14 protein-coding genes and 1 other annotated feature are annotated in these 15,175 nt (G+C 36.6%); of the genes, 5 read left to right on the top strand and 9 right to left on the bottom strand.

Annotated features, from left to right (window positions below):
• Nucleotides 1–193: 193 nt before the first annotated feature.
• Together AC2CGN_RS16055 and AC2CGN_RS16050 are read left to right on the top strand one after the other, a co-directional pair.
• Nucleotides 194–601, top strand: a complete 408-nt coding sequence (locus tag AC2CGN_RS16055) for a globin domain-containing protein (protein ID WP_054770130.1) — start codon at nucleotides 194–196, stop codon at nucleotides 599–601.
• Nucleotides 594–1,403: a DsbA family protein gene (locus AC2CGN_RS16050; RefSeq protein WP_283870881.1), complete on the top strand. Its 810-nt coding sequence runs from the start codon at nucleotides 594–596 to the stop codon at nucleotides 1,401–1,403. Before AC2CGN_RS16055 ends, AC2CGN_RS16050 begins: the two co-directional genes overlap by 8 nt.
• Before the next feature lie 410 nt (nucleotides 1,404–1,813).
• On the opposite strand, the gene pepF is transcribed toward AC2CGN_RS16050, so the two are convergent.
• The 4 genes from pepF to spxA all read right to left on the bottom strand — a co-directional run bounded on the left by pepF (nucleotide 1,814) and on the right by spxA (nucleotide 6,440).
• Nucleotides 1,814–3,625 carry an oligoendopeptidase F gene (pepF, locus tag AC2CGN_RS16045; RefSeq protein ID WP_286925361.1) on the bottom strand — a complete coding sequence of 604 codons (1,812 nt, stop codon included), beginning with the start codon at nucleotides 3,623–3,625 and terminating at the stop codon, nucleotides 1,814–1,816.
• Nucleotides 3,626–3,673: 48 nt separating this feature from the next.
• Complete coding sequence (locus tag AC2CGN_RS16040) at nucleotides 3,674–4,795, bottom strand: competence protein CoiA (protein WP_484514897.1); 1,122 nt, start codon at nucleotides 4,793–4,795, stop codon at nucleotides 3,674–3,676.
• A gap of 150 nt (nucleotides 4,796–4,945) precedes the next feature.
• Nucleotides 4,946–5,614 carry an adaptor protein MecA gene (mecA, locus tag AC2CGN_RS16035; RefSeq protein WP_283870878.1) on the bottom strand — a complete coding sequence of 223 codons (669 nt, stop codon included), beginning with the start codon at nucleotides 5,612–5,614 and terminating at the stop codon, nucleotides 4,946–4,948.
• A 430-nt stretch (nucleotides 5,615–6,044) separates the two neighbouring features.
• Nucleotides 6,045–6,440 carry a transcriptional regulator SpxA gene (spxA, locus tag AC2CGN_RS16030; RefSeq protein ID WP_025116803.1) on the bottom strand — a complete coding sequence of 132 codons (396 nt, stop codon included), beginning with the start codon at nucleotides 6,438–6,440 and terminating at the stop codon, nucleotides 6,045–6,047.
• Between the two features lie 516 nt (nucleotides 6,441–6,956).
• Nucleotides 6,957–7,181, top strand: a binding site (T-box leader).
• A gap of 115 nt (nucleotides 7,182–7,296) precedes the next feature.
• On the opposite strand from spxA, the gene trpS reads away from it, so the two are divergent.
• On the top strand, nucleotides 7,297–8,286 hold the full coding sequence (gene trpS / locus AC2CGN_RS16025; RefSeq protein ID WP_429980418.1) for a tryptophan--tRNA ligase: 990 nt from the start codon (nucleotides 7,297–7,299) through the stop codon (nucleotides 8,284–8,286).
• Between the two features lie 42 nt (nucleotides 8,287–8,328).
• Here the strand turns inward: trpS and AC2CGN_RS16020 are convergent, their stop codons facing one another.
• From AC2CGN_RS16020 to AC2CGN_RS16010, 3 genes are all read right to left on the bottom strand, one after another.
• Nucleotides 8,329–8,559 carry a YuzI family membrane protein gene (locus AC2CGN_RS16020; protein WP_484514895.1) on the bottom strand — a complete coding sequence of 77 codons (231 nt, stop codon included), beginning with the start codon at nucleotides 8,557–8,559 and terminating at the stop codon, nucleotides 8,329–8,331.
• A 107-nt stretch (nucleotides 8,560–8,666) separates the two neighbouring features.
• Nucleotides 8,667–9,908, bottom strand: a complete 1,242-nt coding sequence (fabF, locus tag AC2CGN_RS16015) for a beta-ketoacyl-ACP synthase II (protein ID WP_484514894.1) — start codon at nucleotides 9,906–9,908, stop codon at nucleotides 8,667–8,669.
• 30 nt (nucleotides 9,909–9,938) lie between these two features.
• A complete protein-coding gene (locus tag AC2CGN_RS16010) occupies nucleotides 9,939–10,877 on the bottom strand; it encodes a beta-ketoacyl-ACP synthase III (protein ID WP_484514892.1) in 939 nt (312 codons plus the stop codon).
• Between the two features lie 448 nt (nucleotides 10,878–11,325).
• Here AC2CGN_RS16010 and AC2CGN_RS16005 point away from each other — a divergent pair, with 448 nt between their 5' ends.
• Nucleotides 11,326–11,520, top strand: a complete 195-nt coding sequence (locus AC2CGN_RS16005; RefSeq protein ID WP_286925368.1) for a YjzD family protein — start codon at nucleotides 11,326–11,328, stop codon at nucleotides 11,518–11,520.
• A gap of 44 nt (nucleotides 11,521–11,564) precedes the next feature.
• On the opposite strand, the gene AC2CGN_RS16000 is transcribed toward AC2CGN_RS16005, so the two are convergent.
• Entirely contained in the window at nucleotides 11,565–13,691 is a 2,127-nt protein-coding gene (locus tag AC2CGN_RS16000; protein ID WP_484514890.1) for an ATP-dependent Clp protease ATP-binding subunit, read from the bottom strand.
• A gap of 267 nt (nucleotides 13,692–13,958) precedes the next feature.
• Here AC2CGN_RS16000 and AC2CGN_RS15995 point away from each other — a divergent pair, with 267 nt between their 5' ends.
• A complete protein-coding gene (locus AC2CGN_RS15995; protein ID WP_429980414.1) occupies nucleotides 13,959–14,645 on the top strand; it encodes a Crp/Fnr family transcriptional regulator in 687 nt (228 codons plus the stop codon).
• 219 nt (nucleotides 14,646–14,864) lie between these two features.
• Here AC2CGN_RS15995 and AC2CGN_RS15990 read toward each other — a convergent pair whose 3' ends face one another.
• The gene (locus AC2CGN_RS15990) at nucleotides 14,865–15,173 is read right to left on the bottom strand and encodes a metal-sulfur cluster assembly factor (RefSeq protein WP_103117491.1); all 309 of its coding nucleotides are present in this window, start codon (nucleotides 15,171–15,173) and stop codon (nucleotides 14,865–14,867) included.
• Nucleotides 15,174–15,175 lie beyond the last annotated feature (2 nt).

Raw genomic sequence — 15,175 nt, 5'->3', positions numbered from 1 at the left:
AAAGACGTTGATAGAATGAAGGTAGTCACAAGAATTTCATATTTTCCTGATGACAAAGTATTACTTCTGCCTTGGCGATCGTACGTTGCGTTCAAACTTTCATCTCATCATCTTTAGAGTTGAGAGTCTTCTAGTGAATGAAGATACAAAAATTGTACTTTACGATATAAAGAATTAAAGGAGCATTTAACTTATGACTCGAAAATACACTGTTCCTTATGAGGAGCTGGGAGCTGAAAAACTGTCAGAACTTATTCATGCGTTCTATAAAAGAGTTGCACAGCATCCTGATCTTATTCCAATCTTTCCGAAAGATTTGACAGAGACAGCCCGCAAACAAATTCAATTTCAAACACAGTATTTAGGTGGTCCGAATCTTTTTACTGAGGAGCATGGACATCCAATGATGCGTGCACGGCATATGAATTTTGCTATTACACCTGATCGTGCTCAAGCATGGCTTGAATGTATGTCCGAAGCAATGGATGAAGTTGGGTTGGAAGGGAAGTTCCGCGAAACTTATTATCAACGTTTAGTATTAACAGCTCATCACATGATTAATACGCCAAATGACGATGAGGGGGAATTGTTACGTGAATAATATTCAAATGCTGCAAGAGCCAACTCCAGTGATTACGACTGCTAATAAGCCTATTGAATTGTATATTTTCGTAGATCCACTTTGTCCTGAAGCTTACAGTATGCATGCTATTCTTCGTAAATTACAACTTGAATACAACCATTACTTTACATGGCGCTTTGTCTTAAGCACAGAGCTTTCGTCATTAAATTGTCTCAGTAAGCGTGTAAAGGGATGTATTTCAGGTATTGAACTCGACATAAATCACCCTGTTTTGCCTTCTATCGCTATTAAAGCAGCTGAATTACAGGGCAAACGTTCAGGTGCACGCTATTTGTCGAAATTACAAGAATATGTATTACTAAGTCATGAAGATGTAAATTCCTATGCTACACTATTAAAAATTGCAGAGGATGTTCAATTAGATATGAATGAATTCACTGCAGATTTTGGTTCAAAGGAAGCTGCACGTGCCTTCCAATGCGATTTATATATAAAACGCGAAATGGAAGTAGATGAAGTGCCGAGTATTGTATTTTTTAATGAGTGCATTGAAGATGAGGGGCTTAAAGTTAGCGGTAGCTATTCCTATGAAGTTTATGAACATATTTTACAAGAGATGCTAGATGAACAACTTGTACGTCAACCCTTACCAACAATAGAAGAGTTATTTTCCAAATTTCATACAATCTCAACAAATGAAGTAGCTTTTATCTACTCATTAACTGAGCAAGCAGCTGAACGTGAATTAAAGAAACGTATGCTGCAACAAAAGATTGAACGAATTCAGACAGATCACGCTACACTTTGGCGTATTAAATAATGCAATTATACTATTATCATAAAGATAGGGACTCGACATTTTTTGTTGGGTCCCTATTTTTTAATGAATATTTTTAAATATAAATAAAGAAGCGCCTCTATCCTCGACAGATAGAGACGCCTCTTTTTCACAAAGGGGATGGGAGAAATGTTCACGTTCAAACAAAGGGGTGTATGTTTGTTTTGTGATTTATTTCACAAGATTTACTTTATCATGGAATAATAAATTTAGCAATGATACCGATAGTAGATTCACAAATTTGTCAAATAGAAAGCGATTACAGACAGTATTTTTCCAAGATGTGCACTTTCAAACATATAGAAATCAAAAAAAATCATTATTCTTTTCTTTTTTATTGGTAGGCGAATGATCAAAAAAAGGCTGTAGAAATTTTCCTACAGCCTCGCTAATTAATTATTCAACAATAATTTTTCCAACTCATCTAAACGTTCTTCAAATACTTTACATGCATCATCAATTGGTTTTGCCACGTTCATATCAACACCTGCCGCCTTTAATACCTCAATTGGGAAGTCAGAGCAACCTGCTTTTAAGAAGTTATTAATATAACGTTCAACAGCAGGTGCCCCTTCTTCTAAAATTTGTTTGCTTAATGCCGTTGCTGCTGATTTTCCTGTAGCATATTGATAAACATAATAATTGTAGTAAAAATGTGGGATACGTGCCCATTCTAAGCCGATTTCCTCATCTAAAGCAATATCCTCACCAAAGTATTGTTTATTTAAATCATAGTAAACCTCTGTTAAACGATCTGCCGTTAAAGATTCACCATTCTTATCCATTTGATGAATGCGATGTTCAAACTCTGCAAACATTGTCTGTCTGAAAACAGTACTTCTAAAGCCATCTAACCAATGATTTAATAAATATATTTTTTGTTGAGGATCTTCAATAGTCTTCAGTAAATAATCATTCAATAACTCCTCATTACATGTTGAAGCTACTTCCGCCACGAAAATGGAATAATCTCCATAGACAAAGGGTTGATTGTTACGTGAATAATAACTGTGTACACTATGACCAAATTCATGAGCTAAGGTGAAGAGGTTATTCACATTGTCCTGCCAATTCATTAATATATATGGGTTTGTTCCATATGCACCCGATGAGTAGGCACCACTGCGTTTCCCTTTGTTTTCTAAAACATCTACCCAGCGATTATCAAAACCACTCTGTACAATGCTTTGGTATTCCTCACCAAGTGGTGCTAAAGCTTTCACTAAAATATCCTTGGCTTCATCATAAGTGACCTTCATCTCTACTTCCTTAACAAGAGGTACAAATAAATCCCACATATGCAACTCATCAACGCCTAATAGCTTTTTACGTAATGAAATATAACGTTGCATAGCTGGTAAATGTTTATGGATTGTTTCCACTAATTGATCATAAACATTTTCTGGAATGAAGTTATTGGACATTGCTGCCTCGCGAGCAGAATCATAGTTTCGAATACGTGCATTTACATTGTGTTTTTTCACATTCCCAGTTAATGTTGCAGAAAATGTATTTTTAAAATTACCATACGTTTCGTACATTGCTTTAAAAGCATTTTCTCGAACAGAGCGATCTTTACTTTCTAAAAACTTAATATAATTTCCATGTGTAAGCTGAACCTCTTCTCCATCTTCATTTTTCACTTTAGGGAAAACTAAATCAGCATTGTTTAACATCCCAAATGTATTTGAAGCTGTACCTGTTACCTCAGTCATTTGTGCCAGTAATGCTTCCTGTTCCGCCGGCAAAATATGAGGACGAGCCATCGTTATCTCTTTTAAGGATTGTTTATATAGTTGTAGGTCTTTATTTTCCTTTAGATATTGTTCTATTGTTTCTTCACTTAATGATAAAATCTCAGGTGTTAAAAACGATAGGGCAGCTGAGATACTAGTCGCTAGTGTTTGAATACGACTATTCATATCTTGATAGACGCTGTTTGTTGTGTCTTGGTCATAACGCATATGGGCATAAGTGTAAAGCTTCATTGCTCGTTCATAAATCTGGTCATGATAAGATAATACTGCTAATAAAGCATCTGCTCCATTTTTTAACGTACCTGCATAGCTAGATGCTTTCTTGGCAATTTCCGCGACTTCCTTAAACTCTTCTTCCCAAAGAGCGTCAGTTGCAAATATGTCTTCCAAACGCCAAGTTAGCTCTTCTGGAACTTCATTTCTTACTAAAACTTTGTTACTAGCCATGTGCCAGCCCCCTTATTATGTGAGTTTTTCCTATACTCTCATATTTTCTCAGTATATTGTGGCAATTGCAAATAAATGTGCATACACATGCTCACATATATCTGGAATATAATGGTTTTGATAATTTTTCGCAAATATGGCTCCATAATTTTGGATAGCCTTCACTGCTTGATCTGTAATATCTATATTTTGTTCACTTAAAAAATATCGAATCTCGCTTTTATTTAGTTCATGAGGCAATTGCTGAATACCCCGGCAAAAATAATGTAAAATGGTTTGCCATTCGAGAGAGAACATAGGAATTGCCTCACTAGCTTTTACAGGTATACCTACGTACTCAGGCATAGCAGTAAGAGTAAAACCTAATTCATAGCAACTACGTAAAAATGCATCCTGTACACCCTTATGATTATGTAGTAGCCGCTGATAGGCAAATTGCCGACAGTATCTTTTATAAAGCCGCCAATATAGCCTGAATTCTTCTAGTGTAATCACTACAGGATCATAAAATGGAAAGTGCTGCTTATTAGTAGTTATTTCTTGAACTTTTCCTATAAAAGTATATCCATAAACAGGCAAAAGATTCGTCCAATAAATAAATCTAGCCGTTTTTGCATCATAGGTTATTAAATAGGGCTGGTCTTGCGCTGTATATGCAATGACTTTTTGCAAAATAGGGGAAATGTTGAGCTTTTGAATGCCTTGTAGGGATGAATTTTTTAGAGGTGTCTGAAAAAGCCATAATACCTGGATAGCATTTTTCTTATATCCCAATGTACGTGATAACCATTTTTCATGAGTGATTGTGCTACATTGAAATTCAATAGCAACCTGCCTTCGATCACTCGTTACAAGTAAATCTGGCCGCTGCGAAAGCTTTTTTAAATAAGGCTCTAGCATTACTCTATGCCCTATCTTTTTTAGCCATTCGAATAATTGTAGTTTTCCTTGCAAGTGAAGTTGTGACTCACCCTCGGCAAATAACTGGGCACAGTTATTTTTTGATTGATGAGCAAAATGAGGGATATTATATTTACCGATTTTAAGGTGAACAGGATGCTGACATTGTGGGCAATAAAATTTCATAAATCGCCTATATCTTTGTAAATCTTCCCTCGTATATTGATATGGGAGAAAAAGCTGCCGCTCCTCATTATAGGCAATTAACATAAAATCGTCTCCTTTTTGCCTAATTGTAAGGAAGTACTTATCTAGCAACAACTTTTTAACGGCTTTTTCTTGAAATTTAAAAATTAAACTCAAAAAAGACTGTAAACAACTTGATTGAATCAAGGGTTTACAGCCTAAAAGGTAAATTATTTAATGAAAGTATTTGCGCACTGTTTCAAAGCAATTAAATTCCATAATTTTTTCACCGTATTCCTCTAAGCGATGAATTGTGAAATTTGATGGACTTAAAAATTCTTTGATAACAGCATTTCTATCGTGACGATTTAAATCTTCGTCAGCGTTTGCAAAATCAACTACTAGATAGTACCAACCTTCATATTTGAACAATGAGGAATCCACTAATTCGTCTGTCATACGTTTCGCTACAGGGATTAACTCATCAATATCTTTAAATTTATAAACATAAATATCTGTATCCGTAAATAATTCTGACTCATCTATGTCACCAAATTGAGTTAGCTGGCTAAGAAGATCCTCTCCAACTTCATCAAAAGGGGCATACATATCTTTTTGTTCATCAAAATGCGAATGACCATCTAATGTTTCACCGTCTTTTAATATGTGTGCACGTGTGACAATGATTTCCAAGCCTACTTCAGACGCATTGATATGAATCCAAATCGGACCTTCAACATCAAAATAATCATCCGTATTTACTTCATCAATCATATCCCAAAAAAGTTGTTCACCCTTTGCTCGATTGTACCAAATTTCTTCACGACTATAGCCGCGATCCTCTATATCATTGTACGTAATAAAGAGCTTGAGTGTATTTTCATTTACACGTTCGATGTCCACTAGACCTCATCTCCCTTCACTGTCATTTGTCGAAAAACAGTTTTGTTTCATTAGTATGCTTTTATTCATCTTTTTTAACCTTCATACTCCATTTGTTTTTCAACCTTTGACTACACTACAGTAAAACTGTTGAGCAACCGATGAATCGATCAATTTTTATTTCACAGTTGTCTCTAATTCTATTGTATGCTGTTCCGTCATAAAATGAAAAGGATATACACCGTTTCACAGAAGATATTTGAATTATTGAAATTGTAGTAAACTATTTATCTTAAATCAAGTTTAACATACTTTAACGGAAATATATGACTTTTCCCTACTATTTATTATACTTTATATAGAGGATTTTACATAAGTAAAACACAAAAAAATAGATGTCACAATAGGATTTGTAACATCTACTATTTATTCTATGCAGTAAAGGGAAAAATTAGTTCACCATGCGCTGTGCTTCTTGTAATTGATAAGCACGAACCTTACGAGGTAAGAAACGTCGAATTTCATCCTCATTATAGCCAACCTGTAAACGTTTTTCATCTAAAATAATGGGACGGCGTAATAGACCTGGATATTCTTGAATTAATTCATATAAACGTTGCAATGGTAAGCTTTCAACATCTACATTTAATTTTTGGAAAATCTTCGAACGCGTTGAAATAATTTCATCTGTACCATCCTCAGTCATCCGTAAAATTTTTTTAATTTCACTAATGCTTAACGGCTCAGAAAATATATTCCGTTCTGTATATGGAATTTCATGCTCCTCTAACCATGCTTTCGCTTTTCGACAAGACGTACAACTTGGTGAAGTAAATAATGTTACTATCATACTGACACATCCTTCCTTTTAATCGTTATCTATAAACTAGTGTGTTAAATTAGAATTAATGTAATGTAAAACTACATAACCATTATACAGTACTCTATGGTGTTTGAATATAGTTCCAATAAAAAAAAAGACAAACCTTTATCTCGAAATATTCTGTTTATTTATACAGCTTTCATTATAATAACTTCTTCTTTACATGTCTAACAACTACTATTAATATTCCCATTTACAAAGCATTTTAAACCTTCCATTTTCCCTTGTTTTTGTTCTCATTTAAAATTTTTAAACGAGAATATTGTCAATTCAGTGTGTACAAATTAGACGTTTATTGCATAATTTTGGTTGCAATTTCTAATAAAAAACATGCTTAGTAAGCATATAATTTTTTTCTGCAAAAAAACACCGCCAAAAGTCTGACTTTACATACTTGCAATTCACTAAGTCTTTATAATATAATTTTTTGCAATACATCAAATAAGTCTTTAGAGAGATGAAAGACTTTTTTTGAATGAAGTAAAAACTTTGACGAAGAGTAGTACATATGCATTTTACACGTTTAGAGAGTCTGTGGTTGCTGTAAACAGATCGTGTAAGCATCTGGAATGGACTTCCGAGTTAGCTTTGCGAACGACTAAGTATGTTTATTAGCAATGCTCGTCCCTTCACGTTACGAAGTAGAGTGGCCTTTAATTGGCAAGCTGGGTGGTACCGCGGATTCAAACATCATTCGTCCCTTCATTAGTAATCTAATGAGGACGCATGATGTTTTTTTATTGAATAAAAAAAGAAGCCTCAGCTAAGTAATTATGTAATAGACAACACTCTGAGGTAATGAATTCAAGGAGGAAATGACATGACAACTATTTTTTCTGGCGTACAGCCAACAGGAATTGTAACCTTAGGGAACTATTTAGGTGCGTTCAAGCAATTTCCTGCATTACAGGATGAGGGTAATGCAATCTACTGTATCGTAGATCAACATGCTATAACAGTGGCACAGGATCCTCAAGAATTACGTCAAAACATCCGTAATCTAGCTGCTACCTATATCGCTACTGGCATTGATCCTAAAAAATCTACACTATTTATTCAATCAGAGGTACCAGCTCATGCACAGGCAGGCTGGATGCTACAATGTGTTGCATCAATTGGAGAGCTTGAACGTATGACCCAATTCAAGGATAAATCTCAAGGTAAGGAGAGTGTATCAGCAGCTCTTTTAACATACCCACCATTAATGGCAGCTGACATACTTCTATATAACACAAATATTGTACCTGTAGGTGATGATCAAAAGCAGCATATTGAGCTTACTCGTGATCTTGCAGAGCGCTTTAACAAACGTTATGGTGACGTTTTAACGATTCCTGAAATCCAATTACCAAAGGCAGGAGCCCGCATTAAATCATTGCAGGAGCCTACGAAAAAAATGAGTAAGTCTGATCCAAATACAAAAGCAACCATTAAGCTTTTAGATACAGCAAAAGATATTGAAAAGAAAATTAAATCGGCTGTCACTGACTCTGATGGTATTGTCGCATTTGACATGGAAAATAAACCTGGTGTTTCTAACCTACTAACAATCGAATCAGCTATTTCAGGCATTGCTATCGAGGATCTTGTGAAAAAATATGAAGGTGTAGGCTATGGTGGATTCAAACAGGGTGTTGCCACAGCAGTTATTGATCACCTGACACCAATTCAAGAGAAGTTCTATCATTTGGTAGAATCTTCCGAATTAGATATTATTTTAGATGAAGGTGCCGAAAAGGCAAATGCTATTGCAAGTGCTACATTAAAACGCATGGAAGAAGCAATGGGCCTTGGCCGTACACGTAAATAAAAATGGATTTAATGCTTGACCAAATTTAGGGTATACTAAAGTTCATACTTTATCTTCTTGGCTAGAAATTTTTTCAAAACGAAGATCAAGGACAATAGCTCCTAGCACAATAGCTGATCCTAGAGCTATATAAAATTCTGTTGTATGCATCATAAATTTAAAGACAACGATCCAGGAGTACCCAAGTGTTCGATAATTCAAATACAATATAAGATTCCCTACTGAGAGAATTAGTAAACCGTAGCTCATTAAAAATAAAAAGAGACGGAACATGGTCGCAGCATCCTTTCAATTTATTTCTCATTATCATCTATTCGAAAAAAAAGAAAAAAAGACGTCAGCCTTGTAAAATTTGGCTGACGTTTTTTAAAATTTAGTAATTATCCCTCGTATTTTTTAAATAGAATACTAGCATTATGCCCACCAAAGCCAAGTGAATTACTCATTGCGTACACAATGTTTGCTTCTCTAGCTTCATTTGGAACATAGTCTAAATCGCATTCTGGGTCTGGCTCATGTAAATTAATTGTTGGCGGTAAAATACCTTCTTTCAGTGCTAACGCTGTAAAAATAGCTTCAATACCACCAGCAGCACCTAATAAGTGCCCTGTCATCGATTTTGTAGAACTCATTGCTAGTTGATACGCGTGCTCACCAAAGGCTTTTTTTACTGCCTGTGTTTCAAATAAATCATTATAAGGTGTGCTTGTTCCATGTGCATTAATATAATCAACCTGTGAAGGTTCCACGCCTCCATCCGCTAACGCTTGTAGCATTGCACGTGCAGCACCCTCTCCTTCTGGTGCAGGAGCCGTAATATGATGAGCATCTCCTGTTGCACCGTAGCCAAGTACTTCTGCATAGATTTTTGCACCGCGTGCTTTGGCATGCTCGTATTCCTCTAGAATAACAATACCTGCACCCTCACCAATAATAAAACCATCTCGATTTTTATCGAATGGACGGCAAGCTGCTTTTGGATCTGTATTTAAAGATAGTGCTGTATTGGCACAGAAGCCTGCAACAGCCATCGTCACGATCGGTGATTCAGCTCCACCCGAAATCATTACATCTGCGTCACCACGTTCAATTACTTTAAATGCATCACCAATTGAGTTTGTACCAGAAGCACATGCAGTCACTGAGCAAGAGTTAATACCCTTTGCGCCTAAATGTATCGACACTTGACCTGAAGCCATATCTGGAATCATCATCGGAATAAAGAATGGGCTTACACGTCTTGCACCACGCTCTTGGAACGTTAAAAATTGTTGTTCATATGTCTCCATACCACCGATACCAGAGCCAATCCAAACACCTGCACGTGGTGCTAGCTCCTCATCAATTGTTAATTGTGCATCTTCCATTGCCATGATAGACGCTGCAAGGGCATAATGTGTAAAGCGATCCATTTTACGAGCTTCTTTACGATCAATATATTTTTCAATATCAAAGTCTTTCACTTCAGCAGCAATTTTTGCTGCGAAAAGATCCTTATTTAAACGTGTTAATTCGCCAATACCAGATTTTCCAGCTTTAATGTTAGTCCAAGTTTCTTCGATGCTATTTCCTAGTGGTGTAACTGCGCCAATTCCTGTAATTACTACTCGTCGTTTACTCATTGTCTTACTCCCCTCAAGCATTTTTCTTTATTATTTTCCCCATCGAATTGCAACAGCGCCCCATGTTAAACCGCCGCCAAATCCAACAAGTACCAATAAATCATCATCTTTAATCTTACCTGCTTCAAGCTCTTCAACCAAGGAAATGCCAATGGATGCTGCTGAAGTATTACCATATTTATGAATGGTTTTTGACATTTTTTCAGGTGGTAGCTCCAGTCGTTCTCGAGCAGACTCCATAATTCGGATATTTGCCTGATGTGGCACTAAGAAGTCCACATCTTCTTTTGTTAAGCCTGCTTTATCTAGTACATTAACGGCAGACTCACCCATCTGGCGCACAGCAAATTTAAACACTTCTCGACCATTCATGGCAATAGTATCTTGCTGTGTTAAATACAGATTCTTTCCACCTGTACCATCAGCACCGAGTTCAAATGATAATATGCCTCTACCTTCTGATACGGGGCCAACTATCGCTGCACTCGCTCCGTCACCGAATAACACAGCCGTATTACGATCATTCCAGTCGATAACCTTTGATAGCTTTTCAACACCTACTACTAAGACATATTTATAAGCATTTGCTTCTACAAAATGCTTTGCTGTCACTAAACTATATATAAATCCTGCACAAGCTGCAGCCTGGTCCATCGCTGCTGCATTCACTGCACCAATTTGCTCCTGAACCATACATGCTACACTTGGAAATGTTTGATCTTGTGTTACTGTGGCTACTAGGATTAAACCGATTTCTTCAGGTGTAATACCTGCATTTGCAATAGCCTCTCTTGCTGCAGCAACTGCTAAATCTGAAGTTTCCTGATTGTCTGCGGCAAAATGACGCTCTTCGATCCCTGTTCGAGTTCGAATCCATTCATCTGAAGTATCCATAATTTTTTCTAAATCAAAATTTGTCATAACCTTCTCTGGAACGTATTTGCCTATTCCTATAATACCAGCGTTCATTTAGCAACCCCTCTGCTTTCTTACTATCAATTATTAGTAACTGGTCATAATTATAACTCATAATGAAGGAGGGGTGCAAGATGAATTAAAATTAATGCCCATTGCCCTAATATGAATGGAAGGGACTGGTAGATGTTGGAATGGGGTCTTAATAATAGTGGCTCTCTTTTATTATATGGGTCGTCTACATTTCTTGTTGAGTAACTTCTCTCTCCACTCTATTTGAATGTGACCCCCACTTATTGAGCACTTGAAATATGTGATGAAGTAACTTACCACACTATGCAAGCAGAACAATCAATACTACTAAAAAAACTCTAAACACTTGTTGTGACAATTTCGCCATGTTTCACAGAAAAGCTTCTTTTTTTTTCGATTTATGTTATGATATGATAATGAATATGTAGTAAAACTTTATAATATAAAAAGTTCGGTTGAGGTGAAATTAATGCAATATATCATAACATTCATATGGTCATTTATACTAGTATCAATGTTAAACTATGTAGTAAGCTCTGTACTTGGTGCACCATTTGATTTTAAATCAGGTGCAATCGTTTCTGTTGTATTCTCCATTTTAATTTTTATTATTGGTGCAATTTTACCAAACGAGCCAACACCAGAAGCGACAGACCATCATTAATTAAAAAACCTGTTTCATTTTACGTGAAACAGGTTTTTTCTTGTTTATTTTTCAACGACACATTGGCCATCATGCATTCTAACATGCAATGTTTCTCCTGGTAAAACCTCACCACGTAGTAATTCCTTCGCTACGGCCGTTTCGATATAACGTTGAACGAAGCGTTTTAATGGTCTTGCACCAAATTGTGCATCTGCACCCTGTTGGACAACCCAGTCAATTACTTCTTGATCCACCAGTAGAGTAATCTCCTGTTCTGCCACTCGTTTGACCAGCTGTTCAACATATTTCCAAGCAATGGCAGTGAAATGGTCATCTGATAGTGCGTGGAACATAATGATATCATCCATACGATTCAACAGCTCTGGTTTAAAGTGCTGACGCAATGCTGCCATCACTAAATCTTCAACTGCTACATCTCCTTCTTGCGCCTCCATTAAATAATTAGACCCAATATTAGATGTTAAAATCACTACAGTGTTTGTAAAGTTAACCATACGACCCTGGCTATCCGTAATGCGACCATCATCTAAAATTTGCAATAAAATATTTGCTACATCTGGGTGTGCTTTTTCAATTTCATCTAGAAGGACAACAGAATACGGATTACGACGAACAGCCTCTGTTAATTGTCCCCCTTCCTCATAACCAACATAACCTGGGGGTGCACCTACAAGACGTGATACGCTATGTTTCTCCATGTATTCACTCATATCAATACGAATAAAGTGATCCTCTGAATCAAACAACTGAGCAGCTAAAGCTTTGGCAAGCTCAGTTTTACCAACACCTGTTGGTCCAAGAAATAAAAAGCTACCAATTGGACGATGCGGATCCTTGATACCTGCTCTTGCACGCCATACCGCTTCTGTAACAAGCTGAACAGCATTATCTTGTCCAACGACACGCTCATGCAATGTGTCCTTTAAGCGCAATAACTTTTCACGCTCACCCTCCACTAATTTCGTCACGGGTATCCCTGTCCAACGAGAAACAATGGCAGCAATTTCTTCAGCAGTTACTTCTTCACGCAAGATGCGTGATTCCGTACCACTCTCTAATTGTTTCTCCATTTCCTGAATTTCCTTTTCCAAAGTAGGTATTTTCCCATGACGTAATTCAGCAGCTTTATTTAAATCATATTTGCTTTCCGCCTCATCTAAATCACGGCGATATTTGTCTAGTGTTTCACGCTTCTTTTGAATACCATGTAAAGCTTCTTTTTCTGCTTCCCATTGTTTGCGCATGCCTTCTGAGGATTCCTTGAGCTTTGTTAACTCCCCGCGCAATTGCTCTAACCGTTTTTTACTTGCCTCATCTTTTTCTTTACGCAGTGCCTGCTCCTCAATTTCTAGCTGCATAATACGACGTGTCACAGCATCCAATTCTTGTGGCATAGAATCTATTTCAGTTCGGATCATGGCACATGCTTCATCGATTAAATCAATAGCTTTATCTGGTAGAAAACGCTCTGTGATATAACGATTTGAAAGTTCCGCCGCCGCTACAATAGCACGATCATGGATACGTACCGCATGATGTAGCTCAAAGCGCTCCTTAAGGCCACGTAAAATAGAAACTGTATCTTCTATTGAAGGCTCACGCACAAGTACTTGCTGGAAGCGTCGCTCTAAAGCTGGATCTTTTTCAATATACATTCGATATTCATCTAATGTTGTGGCACCAATACAATGAAGCTCCCCACGTGCAAGCATTGGTTTCAGCATATTTCCAGCATCCATTGCTCCATCTGTTTTTCCTGCACCTACAATGGTATGAATTTCATCAATAAATAAAATAATCCGTCCTTCAGATTCCTTTACTTCCTTTAAAACGCCCTTTAAGCGCTCTTCAAATTGACCTCGATAGCTTGCTCCAGCAATGAGAGCACTCATATCAAGCTCATACAAGACGCATTCTTTTAAACCCTCAGGGACATCCCCTTTTACAATACGTTGTGCTAATCCCTCAACAATAGCTGTCTTACCGACACCAGGCTCTCCGATTAACACAGGATTATTTTTTGTTTTACGTGTTAAAATACGAATAACATTGCGAATTTCCTCATCACGACCAATAACAGGGTCCATTTTGCCATTTTTAACTTCTTCAACTAAATTTCGTCCAAATTGCTCTAAGGGCTTTTGGTTATCTGTTTGTTGAAACTGCATAATTAGCACTCCTTTTCAATAATGTTTAGCATAATTTCTATACCCATTCTTTTAACCTTAAAAATGTTTGACCTTTTTTGACTAACTTTATTTTACATGAACCTATAAAATATGACAAAGGAAAAGCACTAAAAATTTACACTTAAAAATTGAAATTGCGTTATAATAATAGTATGTTTCTTCGTTTTTATATCGAAATCCACCATTCTTTTGTGATAATAGCCAATTATTACAAAAAGAAAGCGATGTGTAGAAGATATGGTATTAATGGATAATATGCATGAGAAAATTCATGATCTTTTTCAAAAGCATGGAATATTTATTAAAGTAAATAAAGGGAATAAAATTTTTTTAGAGGGTGAACGGGCAAAGGAAATCTACTATATTAAAACGGGAGTTGTGTCAATAAGCCAAGAAACGGAGAGCGGTAAGGAATTAACCATTCGGATATGTGGTCCAGACAGCATTATTGGAGAGGGTTCATTATTTTGTAATCTTTCTTATAATTCTATGACTGCAAAGGTTTTAGAGTCTTCTACGCTATATGTTTTAAGCCGCCAATCGTTAGAGCTCTTATTAGTAGAACAACCTACTCTTATGGTGGAGTATATGAAGTGGCTACAGGCAGAAAATTTAAAGCATCAAAGTCGTTTACGCGATTTAGTGTTAAATGGTAAAAAAGGCGCTTTATTTTCAACCCTAATTCGACTTTCGAATACCTATGGCAAACTTTTAGAAAATAACACTATTTTTATCGATTGCCCTTTAACCAATACAGAAATTGCAAATTTGTGTGGAACGAGCCGAGAAATGATTAATCGCATGCTCAATGATTTAAAAAAGCATCATATTTTATCTTTTGATAAAGGCTATATTACCATTCACGATTTACAATTTTTAAAGGATGAAATTGCCTGTGAGAATTGTCCATTGCAAATATGCCGTATCGATTAAATCGTTACAAGTTAAATCCCCGCTTACCGTTATAAGCGGGGATTTATTTATCTTCTTTCATTTCAGTAGGTGTCCAAACAACTACTGAAATAGCGGAACTCAGTCTAAAAACGCAACGTCCTGTGGCTATTTATCTGTGCGAAAGCGAAGCGACAGCTACAAATGTTTTCTGTAGCGAAAGCAAAGCGACAGCTACAATTACGCCAAGGCGAAATTGATTTATCGAACACCTAACGCCATTTTGGCATAGCGTGACATTTTATCCTTTGACCATGGTGGGTTCCATACAATGTTGACATTTGTTGATTTTACTTCTGGAAGTTCACCTAGAGCTGTATTAACTTGGTCCACAATGACTGGTCCGAGCGGGCACCCCATAGATGTTAATGTCATAGTAACAGTCGCCACACCCTCATCATCTAAATCCACATCATATACTAAACCTAAGTTGACTATATCAATACCAAGCTCAGGGTCAATTACATTCTCTAATGCACCTAACATGCTATCTTTCATATCTTGATCCATTT

The organism is Lysinibacillus sp. DFXJR4 (assembly GCF_057196045.1).
Note: the sequence above shows the minus strand (reverse complement) of the source record. Positions and strands in the feature narration are given on the sequence as shown.